Raw genomic sequence first — 15190 nt, forward strand, 5'->3', positions numbered from 1 at the left:
AATCAATTAACTTATTTTGAGGTATTTAAATGAAGGTATATAGACTTAAAAGGCAGTTTAATGAATATAAAAGAGGAACACAGTTTTACTTGATTAGTGAATCAGAATTTATAGGCGTTAAAGAGTTTGTATTGAGAACGGAAGATTTAACGAATAGGATATCGATCAATGAAAGTGAACTTCTAAAGAATTTTACTTTAATTAAAGAAATCTTTTAGCAAATTCCCACTATAGTGTGGTATCAGTATGTTTGACACCACACTAAAATGAAATTAGATAACTACAGGGATTAATACTAAATTTCTATTTGACCAGAATAATTTTTGTTATAATGCTTTGCAAAATCTCGAAATAAATGTACGACCGGGCTTAAATATTTGTTTTTTACGGTCGCAAGATAAATAAAACGTTCATAAGGTGGATTTCTTATTGGTAAAACCCTCACATCGAAATGTTTCAGCATCCAAATATCTGGTAACAAAGCAATTCCGTAATTCATCGAAACTAAGCCAATCGCAGCACTATCTTCCTCCACTTCAAATGCAATGTTAGGAGTAATATCAACCTCTTTAAATAAACGATCACTCAATCGTCTAAGACCACTTCCTTTATCAAAAGATACAAACGGGAAAGGCTCCGTATCCTTTAAGTCAATACTTGTGTAACTTGCTAGCGGATGGCTGGAAGGGACGACAAGGACCAGATCCTGCTTAACCAATGGTATAAAATCGATATTAGGTTCATCTTCAATATGTGAACAAAATGCCAAATCATATTTATCGGATTTAAGACCTTCGATAATGTTCTGCGTAGTTCCCTGACTAAAAGAAAATGAAATATCTTTGTGCTTCTCAATACTCAGGAAATTCTTGACCATAGTCGGTACAAATCTCGAGCCCAGTGTATAAATAAATGACAAATCAATCGTACCTTTATTTGGGCTTACTAAATCATTAATTATTCTCTGCCCCTCATCTAGCGAATTTAAAGATTTATTTACATATTGTAAAAAAATAGATCCATATTTCGTTAATCGAATGTTTCTTCCGCTCTTTTCAAAAAGATATACACCTAATTCCTTCTCTAATTCCGAAATGGCGTAAGTTAAGCTTGGTTGGGCAATAGACAGCTGTTCTGCTGCCAATGAATAATGCTCCAATTTCGCCAATACACGGAAATATTCAAGATGTTTTAAGTTCATTATCCTTCACATACTCTCCCTTCTAAACCATAATTTACTACTTTAACCAAATTATAAGTTAACCTATAGAATCTTTCTATCAATATTGTAAAATTTATTGGATTTATTTTTCTGAATATTGTTACTATAATGAACCTAATAAAACGCTTTCAAGAAAGCGGAAGATTAAAATTTAAGGTTAAAGGTGGTAATAAGTAAATGCAAAAGGTAAATGAAACGGAAATGGAAAAAAAAATAGAAGCGAAAACTCATGAAATACGAGGAATCGATCATATTGGATTAACCGTACCAGATATTGAAGAGGCAACAGAATTTTTTAAAAAGGTCTTTAATGCAAAAGTTTGTTATGATGTGCATACTCCGGATATGCCTCCACAACGTGGAAAGTCGGCAAAAAGGAACGTAAATCTACCAGAAGGTACAAGTATTGATCATATTAGACTCTTAAGAATAGGAAACACTCCATGTGTTGAATTGTTTCATATTAAAACAAATAAACAATCCGTTGTAGATACTATTGTTAATTTCGGCTTAACCCATCTTGCATTTTATACGGATAATATTGAGTTATCGGCTAAAAAATTTGTTGAGGCCGGCGGTACGCTATGTTCCGATCCACACCCTCTGCCTTCAGAAATCGAAGGTGGAGAAAAGAATTACTGGGTCTATGGCCAAGCACCATGGGGAAGTTTAATCGAATTAATTTCGTATTCAAGTGGGATTCATTACCCAGAAAAGAGTGAAGTGGACCGCTGGACACCTGATTGTTGATGGTGCATTTACAAAGGTAAAATTAATTCAGAATAATCTTTATGTTTGACTTACTCTGAATTATATATTTATATAAGATAAGAAAAATGTAAACAATTATCCTAATATGAGTTAAGCATCGGAATTACTAAGTATTAAATGATAGATTTATATCTATTTGATATTGAAAGCGTATACTCCTGGATAATAAAAATCTCATAAATGGGGGAAAAGGATGAAAAAACATCGTTGGTCCATTGTATTCTTAATAGCAGTTGGTGTGGTGGTGAACTACTTTGACCGAATCAATATGTCAATTGCAATGCCGTTAATGCAAAAGGAATTTCATTTGTCGCCGGGTCAGGTCGGAATATTTTTATCAGCATTTGCCTGGTCATACGCACTTCTTCAACTTCCCGTAGGACCTATATTGGACAAGATTGGGGTCAAATGGGTAACACGTGCAGCTACCATGATCTGGACAGTAGCGTGCCTTTTAACTGCTGTCGCTAATGGATGGGGGTTGATTATATTATCCAGGGTTTTATTGGGTGTTGGGGAGGCGCCATTTTTCCCAGCAGCTGCCAAAGCAGTTAGCCAATGGGTTCCACGAAATGAGCGTTCGAAGGCCATCGCTACCTATGATGCACAGTCCAAATTGTCCAATGCAATCGGTGCACCTATTATAGCCTTGATTGTGACCGAATGGGGATGGCGCGGCGGTTTTACTGCAACGGCAGTTCTTAGTTTTCTCTATGCTGTTGTGTATTGGGTATGGTACCGTGAACCCCATGAGGATAAACGCTTGACGAAGGAGGAGTATACATATATTACTGAAGGCGGTTCACAAAGTTCTGATGTAGCATCAGGAAGTGCCATGCAAAATATACGGTACCTTTTGTCAAAACGAAAAGTGTGGGCCGTATTTATAGGGTTTGCAGCATATGGATATTCATGGTTTTTATTCCTAACTTGGCTACCGGGTTATCTTGCCACTGAGATGCATATGTCGATTTTAAAATCTGGCTGGTATTCAGCAATACCATGGATTGTTGGTACGATTACAGAAATTGTGATCGGCGGCTGGCTAGTAGATCGGCTCATCGAAAAGGGATATAATCGTACACGTGTAAGCAAAACATTTTTAGTGATAGGTTTGCTTTTTGGTTTATCCATCATTGGTGCAGCATTTACTCATAGTGCAAACGTTGCTGTATTTTGGATTTCCATGGCACTTGGCGGTCTTGTCGTGACATCCGCAGTTGCCTATTCTATTCCAACTTTTATTGCCCCTAAAGGAACAGTGGGCACTTTGACTGGCTTACTTACCTTTGGAAACAATTCGATGGCAATTGTAGCGCCCATTACTACTGGATTTATCGTTCAAGCTACAGGCTCCTTTATGTATGCATTTTTATTAGCAGCAGCTATTCTAATTGTTGGAATCTTAAGCTATGCGTTCCTTCTTACAGATCTAGAACCGATTGAAAGTGCTGGTTCCGGTACATCAAACAATCGAGTAATTTCGAATAAACAAACTATCTAAAATAGTTTGCAAGAGTGTATTGTTTCACCCTTTCTATTATTTCGATAAAAAGAGCCAATTCTGAAGTTTAAAACTCCAGTGTCGGCTCTTCTTATCTGTTTTAAAATAAAAAAATTCATACTGCCTTTGTTGCCGTATCTAATCAAACAATTAAAGGAGTTAATTTCCTATGAATACAATCTCTATTAAAAATAAGGTGATTGGAGAGGGGACTCCAAAGATTATTATTCCATTAATGGGTAAAACAGAAGAACAACTTTTTCAAGAGTTGAACGAAGTAAAAACGTTAGCCCATGATATTATCGAATGGCGGGTGGATGTATATGAATATGTCGAAGATTTAGAAGCTGTTAAACAAATGCTATCAGAATTAAGAAGGCTTGTAAAAGATTCCCTTTTTTTATTTACATTCAGAAGCCATAAAGAAGGTGGAAATAAAGAGATTTCGGATCGTAATTATGTAGAATTACTACAAACAGTAATTCGGACAAAAAACATTGATCTAATTGATATTGAATTGTTTACAAATGATTCTGCTGTTAAAGAACTTGTGGCATTGGCTGAGGAGAATGGTATTTTTGTGGTTATGTCTAATCATGATTTCCGTAAGACTCCAAAAAAAGAGGAAATTATACATCGACTTCGTAAAATGCAAGAACTTGGAGCACATATTCCTAAGATTGCTGTGATGCCGAATAGTGTTCAAGATGTGATCACCTTATTAGATGCTACAAACACAATGAAAACAAAATATGCGAATCGTCCCATTATTACCATGTCAATGGCGGACATAGGCTTGATAAGTAGACTAGCAGGTGAAGTATTTGGCTCAGCATGTACATTTGGTGCAGGGAAAGAAGCTTCTGCACTAGGACAAATTCCAGTTTCTGAACTAAGAAATGTTTTAGAAATTATCAATAAAAATATTAGGTGAGATAAACTATGACATACTTTGATAAAAACTTAGAAAAAATTGATGGCAGAACAAAGTTAGTAGGATTACTTGCTACTCCAATAGGACACAGTTTATCTCCAAGAATGCATAATTTAGGTTATACATTAAAGGGTTTAAACTACTCTTATCTTGCGTTTGAAGTAGGGAATGAAACGCTAGAAAAAGCTGTAGAAGGGATGAGAGCTCTCCATGTAGCTGGGTTCAACGTATCGATGCCAAATAAAATGGAAGTCTTTAAATATTTGGATGAATTAGATGATAGTGCTAAATATACCGGTGCAGTAAATACGGTGGTAAATAAAGATGGTAAGTTAATTGGATATAACTCAGATGGAAAAGGATATGTGAAAAACCTAGAAGTACATGGGGTAGATCTGACCGGAAAAAAAGTTACATTAGTCGGGTCCGGTGGTGCTGCCACACCAATCGCGATTGAATTAGCACAATCTGGTATCAGAGAAATTAGTATTTTTGCCCGTTATGATAAATTCTTCCACCAAGCTGAAATAAATGTGAATAAAATCAACTATGATATGAAGGACTTTGGTGTTAAAGCTAATATCTTTCAATTAGAAGATAAAAAGGCCTTCCAACGTGAAGTAGCAGAAAGTACAGTACTTGCAAACGGTACAAGTTTAGGGATGAAACCTTTAGACCAATTAAGTATCGTGGATGATACCTTAGGTGTACTGCGTGAAGGATTAGTTGTAACAGATGTTGTTTATAATCCCTCAAAAACCAAGTTATTACAGCTGGCAGAACAAGCTGGAGCAACTGTCATTAATGGTTTTGGTATGATGTTGTGGCAGGGGGCCATTGCATTTAAACTATTTACTGGTGAAGATATGCCCATTGAAGAGATCAAAAAAATCATGTTTGAATGAGGTTTAACCCCATGATAGAAGATGCAGAAGCAGTTTTAGCTTATTGATCTATAGGGGGCAATAGCTTAATAACGGAGGTTGCTGCTGCAACTTCTTTTTTGTTTAGTAAAAGGTGCTGGTAAATTGAACAGATAGTCACTGGTTTTGAAATTTTAGATTGAAATATGCTTAGGTTTAAAAATTCTGAAATGATGTCGGATTATTGTTTATTCAGTTCCAAGCAAAAAATTAGCTTTTGCGACTAAATTAAAACATTTAATGCGCAAACGCGGATGGATTAAAGTACCACCGTTTTACGTTTCACCGGGTTCACAACATCCATTGAATTAGGGGTAGTCCTCTTTATTTCATAATTTTCAAATAAAACAGACCTTTTGCTTTAAGGCATATTCAAATGACAATGTAAATATGAATATAACAAAAGAAGTATTTCGGGGGGTTGTAGAATGAACGGGGATGGTACATCTTTGCATGCTGATACCGGTGTTACATCTGGATTGTTTGTTGAGCGCTCTTTAAATGAAATTCGTTTTTGGGCTAGGATCATGAAAGAACATTCTTTATTTCTTCGATTGGGTTTTAGAGCAGAAGATACTCAACTAATTCAAGAGGCTAATCAATTTTATCGCTTATTTGAACACATCGAACAAACGGCACATTCCTTTAATAATCAAACAGACCCCGAACAAATAAGAAGATTTAATTCAGAGGTACAACAAGCTGCAACTAATATTTACGTATTTAAACGGAAAGTATTAGGACTAATTCTCACATGCAAATTGCCAGGGGCAAATAATTTCCCACTATTAGTTGACCATACAAGTAGGGAAGCTAATTATTTTAGAAAACGATTAATTGAATTAAATGAAGGAAAATTACAATCGCTTCCAGATGCCATTATTAAAGAAAATGTCTTCTTCTTAAGGATTATGGCAGACCATGCCAAATTTATTGGTCATCTCCTTGATCCGTCAGAAAGGAAATTAGTAGATGTTGCACGGAATTTCAGCAATGATTTTGATCAATTGCTGTATCAAGCAAGGGACTTAGAATCTATGAAGCCACAATCACAAACAGTTCCTCTTTTAGATCAATTCCTTGATCAAAATCGGGTGTCCGTCACATCACTTAGGGACTTCAAGAAAACAGCCCGTGATTTAATTGAGCAATGTAAAATAAAGAGCATTATTCATCCTCTTTTAGCAGACCATGTTTTCCGGGAAGCTGATAGGTTCCTAGAAATCATTGATATGTTTGACGCGCATCTTACAGGCGGTACCCGATAACCTAGATAACGGAAAAATTTAAAGAATGTGCATGTTGGTCTAATAAAGCATGATAGTTGTAGTATGAAGATTGTGAATATTGTATTTAAAGTAATGGGTACAGGAGTTAAGGAGGGAGATGCTGCGGCCATCTTTTTCTTGTTCTGCTAGCTGGAAAAAAGGGATTGAATGGGATTATAATCGGCACTCAAGAAATCAAAGATAGGATAGAAATCTTGTGGTTAGTACTAACCTCACTCACAACCATTAATATCGTCAATAAGGTCGAACGCTAGGACAAACCAATCCTAGCGTTATTTTTATAACTTTATTTATTCATTTTGCGCAACACTTTTTCCTTCTAAAAACTGATTTAGAGCTTCGATATTTTTATCGAAGTCGACTTCTAATACAGCACCAAGCTCTTCATCACGTTTATTTTGAAAACTGCCATCTTCAGGGATGCGTACGGTTTCTATATTGCCACTTTTCTTCGTTACTAGGTCTTTTCCGATCGTCAAAATAGTGGAACTATCCATATTGGTATCTACGTATTCATTCATCAGACCTAATAGTTTAGGAAGTTTTACAACACTTTGCAAACTTACGGCTTCATCCTTTAATTTTTTTATCACTTCCTGCTGTCTTTGGATTCGTCCGAAGTCGCTTAATCGATCGTGACGAAAACGGACATATCCTAGCAATTCTTTTCCATGTAGTGTTTGTTTGCCTTCTTCTAACTTCGTATCAATGCCATAAGACATCTCGTACGGTATGTCCACACGAATTCCATCTGGAACGAGAAGATCGACCGCTTTTTCGAACCCCTTAAAGTCGACAATCGCATAGTAATGAATATCCAGCCCAAAATTTTCTTTAATGGTTTTCCTAAGCAGTTCAGGTCCTCCAAACGAAAAAGCCGCATTTAATTTTTGCTGACCATGTTCTGGTACAGTAACCAATATATCACGCATCAGAGAAATGAGTTTGATTTTATGTGTTTGAGGATCATAGTGAGCAACCATGATTGTATCCGTTCGAGATTGTTTTTCTCCCCGTGAGTCACTTCCTAATAAAAGAACATTGACTGCACCTAGTTTATTTTTATCTCCTTGAAATGCATCTTTTCGTTCCGCTTTATTAAGTGGTTCTTTAATTGTTTCAATTGTACCTTGTATGTATTGAAATATATGAAAAAGACCAACTATAAAAATGCTTAATAGAAGAAGGGCACCAAATATTCTCCTCCATCTTACTTTTCTTCTAATCTTGTTTGAGCGTGTCAAATCTTACATCACCTCATCTATTCACATACCCTAAAGTAATGATTATCCCATAAATATTTTTCATCCTTTTTAATATCATGTTACATTTTTTTGAATTTTTGATTACATTTTCTTGTGTTTTTGTCATTTTTTTAATTGTCATAGAGGTATGACCTTATAATTAAATGAGGTTTATTATTTTAAAATATTGTCACCCTTTTGATATCGTGATACTATTAGGTGAAATTAAATTCCTTTAATTTGGTCCAGAGAGGCCAAAAAGGCGAAAGTAGACTGCTTATATACTCTACATGTATATAAGTGCCCTTTTGTCCTTTGGATGAGAGGGCATTTTTATTTTTGCCAACTATCTTTTAAATAAAGTCCTGTGAGGCTTGGAAGGAGAACGACAAAAATGGATTATCGTAAAAAAACAGTAGTAGCATCAGTAGCAGGTTTAACATTAGAGGGTATGGATATCATGTTTATTTCCTTTGCGATGTCGATGATTATTGCGGAATTTCATATCGACATGGCTACAGGCGGTCTTATTTCTTCTATTACCAACTTAGGAATGCTGGCAGGTGGCGTCATTTTTGGGATTTTAGCAGATAAATTTGGAAGAGTTAAAGTTTTTACTTATACGATTCTACTATTTGCTCTTGGTACGGCATTAACAGGGTTAGCTTCAAGTATTGAACAAGTTTATCTATTTAGGTTTATTGCAGGCTTAGGTGCAGGTGGAGAATACGGCATTGGTATGGCGCTTGTGGCGGAAGCATGGCCAAAGAATAAACAAGGACGTGCTTCTTCCTATGTAAGCATTGGTGCTCAATATGGTGTGATCCTCGCTGCTCTTCTTAGCGCCATGATCCTTCCTGCGTGGGGATGGAGAGGATTGTTTTTCATCGGACTAGTTCCAGTTATTTTCGCTTTTATCGTACGAAAGAAATTAGACGAATCGCCAGTTTGGGTGGGTGCACAAAAACAAAAACAACTTTTACCAAGGCAAGGGAAATTAATGCAGTTGTTTGCTTCACCAAGAACTTCATTTACAACGATTGCATTAGCGATCATGGCTACTGTCCAAATTGCCGGTTATAATGGGTTGATGATTTGGCTGCCATCCATGCTCCAACAATCCCAAGGATTATCCGTTTCCAATTCGGCTCTTTGGACGATTAGTACGGCTGTTGGAATGATTGCAGGGATGTTAACTTTCGGCCAATTTATGGATCGGTTTGGAATGAAGCGCTCATATGGAATCTTCTTATTCGCTTCTGCGGTGGCTGTGTTTTTATTCTCCTTTGCTTCAGGGAGTGCAGGGCTTTTAATCGGCGGTGCGCTTGTAGGGTTTTTCTCGAATGGAATGTTTGCCGGATATGGTGCATTAATCAGTAATTATTATCCAGTTGAGGTTCGAAGCACAGCAACCAATACGATCTTTAACTTTGGCAGGGCGTTAGGGGGATTATCTCCTATTTTGGTAGGATACATCCTGCAGCACGCGAATGTAACGGTAGCGATGGGGTATCTTGCTGGCCTTTACTGTATTTCCTTTATCGCAATGGTTAGTTTGAAAAAAGGAAAAGATAAGAAAGCACAAATCCATTCATTTTCTAATGCAGTGTAAAGTGTTAGTTGAAATAGTAATCTAAGCCTAAAGGGTTGCTCATAGTAGAGCAACCCTTTTAATATTCTTTCAAGATTAGCTTTGTACTTGTTTATTTCGGCAGGTTATTTACCTCATTGGCAACTCGTATCCCAGATTCAATGGCACCTTGCATCCACCCATGTGTAAGTGTGGTATGCTCCCCAGCAAAATGTACTCTGCCTTCAGGTAAAGTGACATAAGGAAACAACTCGTTTTCCTGACCTGGTTCGAAAGCCGCTAACGCCCCGGTAGAATAGGGATTATCGACCCAGCTAAAGGAAGTTCCTACTTTAAACTCAGAATAGACCAGGTCTCCATAAATCTGAGCTAAGTCCCTTAAAGCGTATTGAATGCGCTCTTCGTTTGATAGACCCTCCCATGTCGAAGCCTCATCCGCCCATGTATAGCTTGCTAATAGTACAGCGGGTCCACTTGAACCAATACCTTGACTTGGGTAATAGGTGAAACGAATTGGCAGATCCGTTATGGACTTACCACCTTTTTGTTCGAATCGTTCCCAAAACCTGCTTTTAAACTCGATTCCGATTTTGGTTGCGGCCATATAGTTCAATTCACGAATCGCTCGCCGTTTATAGTAGGAAAAAGAATGGTGTGGTTCAACTTGGACAAATCGCAGTACGGAAAAGGGGATGGTGATAATAGCAAGATCACTAGTTAGAGTGGAAGCTGCTAACGTGTCTGGATGGGAGGAATGAATGGTTACACTGTTGTGATGTTGGGTAATTTTCGTCATCTTTTGATTGAAATGGATGACATCCTTTAATTGTGGAAGAAAGGCTTTTGGAAGCAGATCCATACCACCTGTTATCTCATAGTAACGATTCGTTCTGAACTGCGCGGCTTCTCGCAATACTTCAAGAAATGACATTCCCATATAGGCTTCATAGTCAAGGAGCACTCCAATCATATCAACCGCACCATCAGAAAATGTCGTTCCATATTGATAATGGTAAAATTTTAAGAACGAACCCAGTGAGTAGTCTTTAAATTCTTTTTCGATCAAAATCCAATTTTTTATTGGATCTTTGTTAATAAAATCAACAATGGGCTGTAAAGCTAAATTTATAAGGTCTTCAGCACTCTTCCCTTTTTCGTTCGGGGCTACTGGGAAGTTTAGAATATCCGGATAACGTTCAAAAATGTTAAGGCGTGTTTTGATTCCGTTGATATAAAGAATATCGGCGGGCGTTCGGTTAATGAACAAGTTTATATTCAAACTGAATTTTTTAATATACTCTAAGGTTAAAAAATGAGAATCCGGAATACGCATCGGTCCTGCGTTCAGATAAAGCCCATTGGAAAAAGGGGAACGGATAGTATAGACACGGCCGCCCACATGGTTAGTGGCTTCGAGGATGATGACATTGTGCCCGGCTTCTTTCAATAAGGAAGCAGCAACCAGTCCTGCTAGCCCTGCACCGACAATTGTAATATTCTTGGGTACTTTCGACTTCATCAGCCCATTTTGTATGATGCTAAGCATTTGTGGCTTTGTTAACTTATTAGGCATCTCATCGCCCCTAGTGAAAAGATTTATTACATTGTATTCACTTAAAGAGATACCTATGTGTTTGGAAGATGAACGTCCCTGTGATTTATAAAGTTTTTACTTTTCAAGCATTCGAAAGGGGCAGGCATTTAATGAGTTGTCTATTTATTTGTTAATGATTAAGGTTATAATAGATTTGTATAAGAGGAGTTAACACGGAGGTAATAATTATGCCGATTCAACCAGTTCATCAGCGCGATAAAGTGAGTTCGTATCAAAGTCTTCGTTCCTTATTCGAGCAAAACATCACCGTAAACAGTATTGCAGAATCATTGGATACTTGTCATCTATATGAAGATGCTGCCCATATTAAAAACATGATGGAAATAAAGGACTACGATATTCTCGGTGTGGAGGATAACGGAATTGTCATTGGATATGTGGTAAGAGATGAATTGAAGGAAGGTATCTGTAAAGAATATTACCGGAGCTTTAGTCCGACAGAGCTTGTCTCGGAATCAACGTCGCTTTTACATACACTGTTTATTTTTAAAGAAAATGAGCGAATTTTTATCCTTGAAGGAAACAGAATAACAAAGGTTGTCACGCTTGCCGATCTACAGAAGCCGCCGATTCGGATGTTATTATTTGGATTAATCTCGTTATTAGAGATGCATCTTTATCGGATTATTAATGAGTATTTTCCTGATGATTCCTGGAAAAAGCATTTAAATCCGAAGCGGATTCAATTTACAGAAGATTTATTTGCTCTTCGAAAAGCCAGGAATGAAGGGATTCAATTAAGTGATTGCTTGCAAATTTGCGATAAACGGGACATTGTCTTGAATGAAGATCCATTAAGGGAACAGTTGGGGATTGAAACCAAGACGAAGGGGAAGCATTTTTTTAAAAAGTTAGAAGAGCTCCGGAACAATCTGGCTCATTCCCAGGATATCAACACCGAGAACTCTTGGAATGAAACGTTTTTCTTAATCGAGCAGACGGAGAATATTTTAGAGGAATGTGAAAAGATAAAATAATTTTAACAGAAAAGTTGGCTTTATCATTGGTGCCAACTTTTTTAACATGGCACCCCAAAAAGTTGAAACAATAAAGAGAGAAGCATGGCTAAGTTAGTGTATTAATGGAAATTACAAATAATTGGTGTAATATCATTTAGCTTGGTTAAAATATGTTAGGGAATGGTACTGACCATGCTAGTAGCTTTCCAACTACAAAAAAGGAGTGAAAGATGATGCCTACAAACGACGAACGTAATCGATATGGTGAAAACTCAAACCAAGGTGGCAACAACGCTACAAACCAAGCTGGTAACAACGCTACAAACCAAGGTGGCAACAATACAACGAACAAAGCAGGTAGTGATGTTGGTGAAGCGGTTGGTACTGTTGGCGGCGGTGCTGCTGGGGCTGCAATAGGCTCTGTTTTGGGACCGATTGGTACTGTTGCAGGTGGACTTGCAGGAGGTGCGCTTGGTAACCAAGTTGGTGAGGAGTTTAGCGGTAATAACAATGCTGCTAAAAACGGTAATGCTACTAATAACAGTGGTTCTATGAACAAGTAGCATTTTTGAATAGAAATCAGGCAAATACAATGATTAGTTCTGGTTGTATTTGGCTGATTTTATTATGAAATTGTAAATATTAGCTCGGATTAACCATCTAATTATCGTATGTTTTACTGCATTAAACATAGAATTGAATTTCTTTTCAAGAAAACCTTCTAAATCATTATATACTTCTATTGCCTCGAAAGATAAAAAAGACACCTTTCTATGTTTCTTCATATATGTTCGTTCAGGTTATCCAGACATTTTTATTCGTTCTCTTAGTTATCGATTTAAAATATTTTGAATAAAGTTCAAGCTTGATGAACCTATTACGACAAAAAAAGAAGGCATTCACCTTCCAATGTAGTACATAAAGTATTAAGTCCTCTGTATGGTAGAGAGTGAGAAGTTTTTTACCATTTTTTGCAGGTTTCGATGGCCCTCTCTTAATTTTATCGTTTCTTCAATAATTTTTTGGAATCCTTCCAAATCTCGATCAGATGCATTTAATAAAGACTTCGGTAGACCTTCGACGAGTTGTTGTAGGGTAAGTTCATTCAATGATAATGCCACCTTTCAACTTATTCGTTTGACATCTGTTTTCCGTTTTCTTTAATATTTTGTAAAGGGAAGCATTTTTCCTGCCATCACGTTATAAAACTTTTCTACAGTAATCTCCATATTTTATAAGTAAAATTAAAATTCCTTCCTTTTCCTACAAATTCAGACGGTAAACCAATAGGCGCTTTAACTAATTGTAGAAAAATATCTTTAAGTAAATGTTAAATCCTAACCTGTCCGTTACCATTATTTATATATATATAGATGTTGATTTCATAAATCGTAGTAGAGAAGTATGGGAACAAATGTACGTAAAAAGACTCTGTTTTAATTTATTCAGAATTGTTAAACTAGTATTACTATCATGGGTCGGCTTCAATGAAACTAATCAGGAGGGATAAAATGGAACGAAAAATGCACTTGATTCCGTACCAATTCATTGCACATGTTGAAGAAGTAACCGAGGTGCCAAAAGGAGTCGAAATGATTCAGGCCCCTAAAGTATGGGAAAAAACAAAAGGAAAAGGCATAACCATTGCCATCCTGGATACTGGCTGTGATCTGACACATCCTGACTTAAAAGACCGGATTATTGGCGGCAGGAATTTCACGAATGATGATAAAGGGAATAAAGACGTTTATCGGGATTACAATGGCCATGGTACCCATGTGGCCGGTACGATGGCAGCAACACAAAATCAAAGAGGGGTAGTTGGAGTTGCGCCTGAAGCCAATCTATTAATTGTTAAAGTTCTTGATAAAAATGGATCCGGCCAATATGACTGGATCATAAATGGTATCTATTATGCGATTGAACAAAAGGTAGACATTATTTCCATGAGCCTTGGCGGTCCAGAAGATGTTTCGGAGTTACATGAAGCGATTCAAAAAGCAGTCGAACATAATATTCTTGTGGTCTGTGCTGCCGGCAATGAAGGGGATGGACAGGATGCAACCAATGAATTTGATTATCCCGGATCTTATAATGAAGTAATCAGTGTAGGGGCGGTTAACTTAGACCGACGAATCTCGGATTTCAGTAATTCTAATAATGAAGTAGATCTTGTAGCGCCAGGTGAAACGATTCTATCTACCTATTTGAATGGGAAATTTGCTACGCTTAGCGGCACGTCAATGGCCACTCCACATGTATCGGGTGCACTTGCCCTCATCAAATTCCTTGCGAATCAATCCTTCGAGAGAGAGCTAACTGTACCAGAGCTCTATGCGCAATTAATCAAACGAACGGTTCCTCTCGGTCATTCTCCAAAGTTAGAAGGGAATGGGATCGTGTATCTGACAGCAGTAGATTATTTAACTGAAATATTTAACACTAATGTAAAAGCAGAAGTGCTAAATAACTAGTTTATTATAAAAAAACAGTGCCAATAAAATATTTCTGGCACTGTTTTATTTTGGGCATATTTAATTCCTAAATAGATCTTTTCTTTAAACGTCCTGCAAGTGGTACTACTATTATCCCCGCTATTACAACCTGCATAATGTTTCCAGGAATGGAGCCGAATGGCTGTACCCAGTTACCGTAAAGGATGACTTCAGCAAAATAGTAGCCTACGACTTTTATTATCAATGCAACCGCAATTGCTAATGTGTTTACAAGGATTCTATTGCCGGGTAATTTCTCAGATATGAGACCAGCTAAAAAGCCCATTGCCCCAACGATGATAAAAGTAAACGGCGACCATACTGCCCAGCCAGAGATAAGATCGAATAAGCCCATTCCAAAGGCGCCAGCTATGGCTCCTGTTTTTTTACCATAAACCAAGGCAGCTATAAAAAGAGGCACGTTCCCCATGTGAATTAGACCGCCATTACCCATGATTGGGAGCCTTAAGTTAATGAACATTGTGGCTACCAGTGTTAATGCGATGAAAAGTGCATTGATAACTATGGACTTTGTTTTAGAAGTTACTGCCGGTGAGAATGTTGTATTCATATGATGACCTCTTTCTTGTTTTTAAAATAATATCATACACCTAATCTGAAACTTTATAAATATGTAATATTC

15 protein-coding genes are annotated in these 15190 nt (G+C 37.1%); 10 read left to right on the plus strand and 5 right to left on the minus strand.

Features of this window, described 5'->3' with window-relative positions:
* Window positions 1–29: 29 nt before the first annotated feature.
* Entirely contained in the window at window positions 30–218 is a 189-nt protein-coding gene (locus tag M3226_RS19580; RefSeq protein ID WP_251568398.1) for a hypothetical protein, read from the plus strand.
* 77 nt (window positions 219–295) lie between these two features.
* Here M3226_RS19580 and M3226_RS19585 read toward each other — a convergent pair whose 3' ends face one another.
* Window positions 296–1201 carry a LysR family transcriptional regulator gene (locus tag M3226_RS19585; protein ID WP_251568400.1) on the minus strand — a complete coding sequence of 302 codons (906 nt, stop codon included), beginning with the start codon at window positions 1199–1201 and terminating at the stop codon, window positions 296–298.
* Between the two features lie 198 nt (window positions 1202–1399).
* Here M3226_RS19585 and M3226_RS19590 point away from each other — a divergent pair, with 198 nt between their 5' ends.
* The 5 genes from M3226_RS19590 (at window position 1400) to M3226_RS19610 (ending at window position 6622) form a co-directional block, all read left to right on the plus strand.
* A complete protein-coding gene (locus tag M3226_RS19590; RefSeq protein ID WP_251568402.1) occupies window positions 1400–1972 on the plus strand; it encodes a VOC family protein in 573 nt (190 codons plus the stop codon).
* A 214-nt stretch (window positions 1973–2186) separates the two neighbouring features.
* A complete protein-coding gene (locus tag M3226_RS19595) occupies window positions 2187–3497 on the plus strand; it encodes an MFS transporter (protein WP_251568404.1) in 1311 nt (436 codons plus the stop codon).
* Window positions 3498–3666: 169 nt separating this feature from the next.
* Complete coding sequence (gene aroD / locus M3226_RS19600) at window positions 3667–4431, plus strand: type I 3-dehydroquinate dehydratase (protein WP_251568411.1); 765 nt, start codon at window positions 3667–3669, stop codon at window positions 4429–4431.
* A gap of 8 nt (window positions 4432–4439) precedes the next feature.
* Window positions 4440–5336 carry a quinate/shikimate dehydrogenase gene (locus M3226_RS19605; RefSeq protein WP_251568421.1) on the plus strand — a complete coding sequence of 299 codons (897 nt, stop codon included), beginning with the start codon at window positions 4440–4442 and terminating at the stop codon, window positions 5334–5336.
* A gap of 446 nt (window positions 5337–5782) precedes the next feature.
* Window positions 5783–6622: a DUF2935 domain-containing protein gene (locus M3226_RS19610; RefSeq protein ID WP_251568423.1), complete on the plus strand. Its 840-nt coding sequence runs from the start codon at window positions 5783–5785 to the stop codon at window positions 6620–6622.
* Between the two features lie 311 nt (window positions 6623–6933).
* Here M3226_RS19610 and M3226_RS19615 read toward each other — a convergent pair whose 3' ends face one another.
* Complete coding sequence (locus M3226_RS19615) at window positions 6934–7887, minus strand: LCP family protein (protein WP_251568432.1); 954 nt, start codon at window positions 7885–7887, stop codon at window positions 6934–6936.
* Window positions 7888–8281: 394 nt separating this feature from the next.
* On the opposite strand from M3226_RS19615, the gene M3226_RS19620 reads away from it, so the two are divergent.
* On the plus strand, window positions 8282–9499 hold the full coding sequence (locus M3226_RS19620) for an MFS transporter (RefSeq protein WP_251568440.1): 1218 nt from the start codon (window positions 8282–8284) through the stop codon (window positions 9497–9499).
* A 91-nt stretch (window positions 9500–9590) separates the two neighbouring features.
* Here M3226_RS19620 and M3226_RS19625 read toward each other — a convergent pair whose 3' ends face one another.
* Entirely contained in the window at window positions 9591–11051 is a 1461-nt protein-coding gene (locus tag M3226_RS19625; RefSeq protein ID WP_251568442.1) for a flavin monoamine oxidase family protein, read from the minus strand.
* 209 nt (window positions 11052–11260) lie between these two features.
* Between M3226_RS19625 and M3226_RS19630 the strand changes: the two genes are divergently transcribed.
* Window positions 11261–12070, plus strand: a complete 810-nt coding sequence (locus M3226_RS19630; protein WP_251568444.1) for a hypothetical protein — start codon at window positions 11261–11263, stop codon at window positions 12068–12070.
* Window positions 12071–12282: 212 nt separating this feature from the next.
* Window positions 12283–12615, plus strand: a complete 333-nt coding sequence (locus tag M3226_RS32795; protein ID WP_374110647.1) for a hypothetical protein — start codon at window positions 12283–12285, stop codon at window positions 12613–12615.
* Between the two features lie 363 nt (window positions 12616–12978).
* Here M3226_RS32795 and M3226_RS19640 read toward each other — a convergent pair whose 3' ends face one another.
* Window positions 12979–13161: a hypothetical protein gene (locus tag M3226_RS19640; protein WP_098527274.1), complete on the minus strand. Its 183-nt coding sequence runs from the start codon at window positions 13159–13161 to the stop codon at window positions 12979–12981.
* A gap of 402 nt (window positions 13162–13563) precedes the next feature.
* Between M3226_RS19640 and M3226_RS19645 the strand changes: the two genes are divergently transcribed.
* Window positions 13564–14526, plus strand: coding sequence for a S8 family peptidase (locus tag M3226_RS19645; protein ID WP_251568446.1), 963 nt, complete (start codon window positions 13564–13566; stop codon window positions 14524–14526).
* 67 nt (window positions 14527–14593) lie between these two features.
* On the opposite strand, the gene M3226_RS19650 is transcribed toward M3226_RS19645, so the two are convergent.
* Complete coding sequence (locus M3226_RS19650; RefSeq protein WP_251568448.1) at window positions 14594–15118, minus strand: ECF transporter S component; 525 nt, start codon at window positions 15116–15118, stop codon at window positions 14594–14596.
* Between the last annotated feature and the right edge of the window lie 72 nt (window positions 15119–15190).

The organism is Neobacillus cucumis (assembly GCF_023715505.1).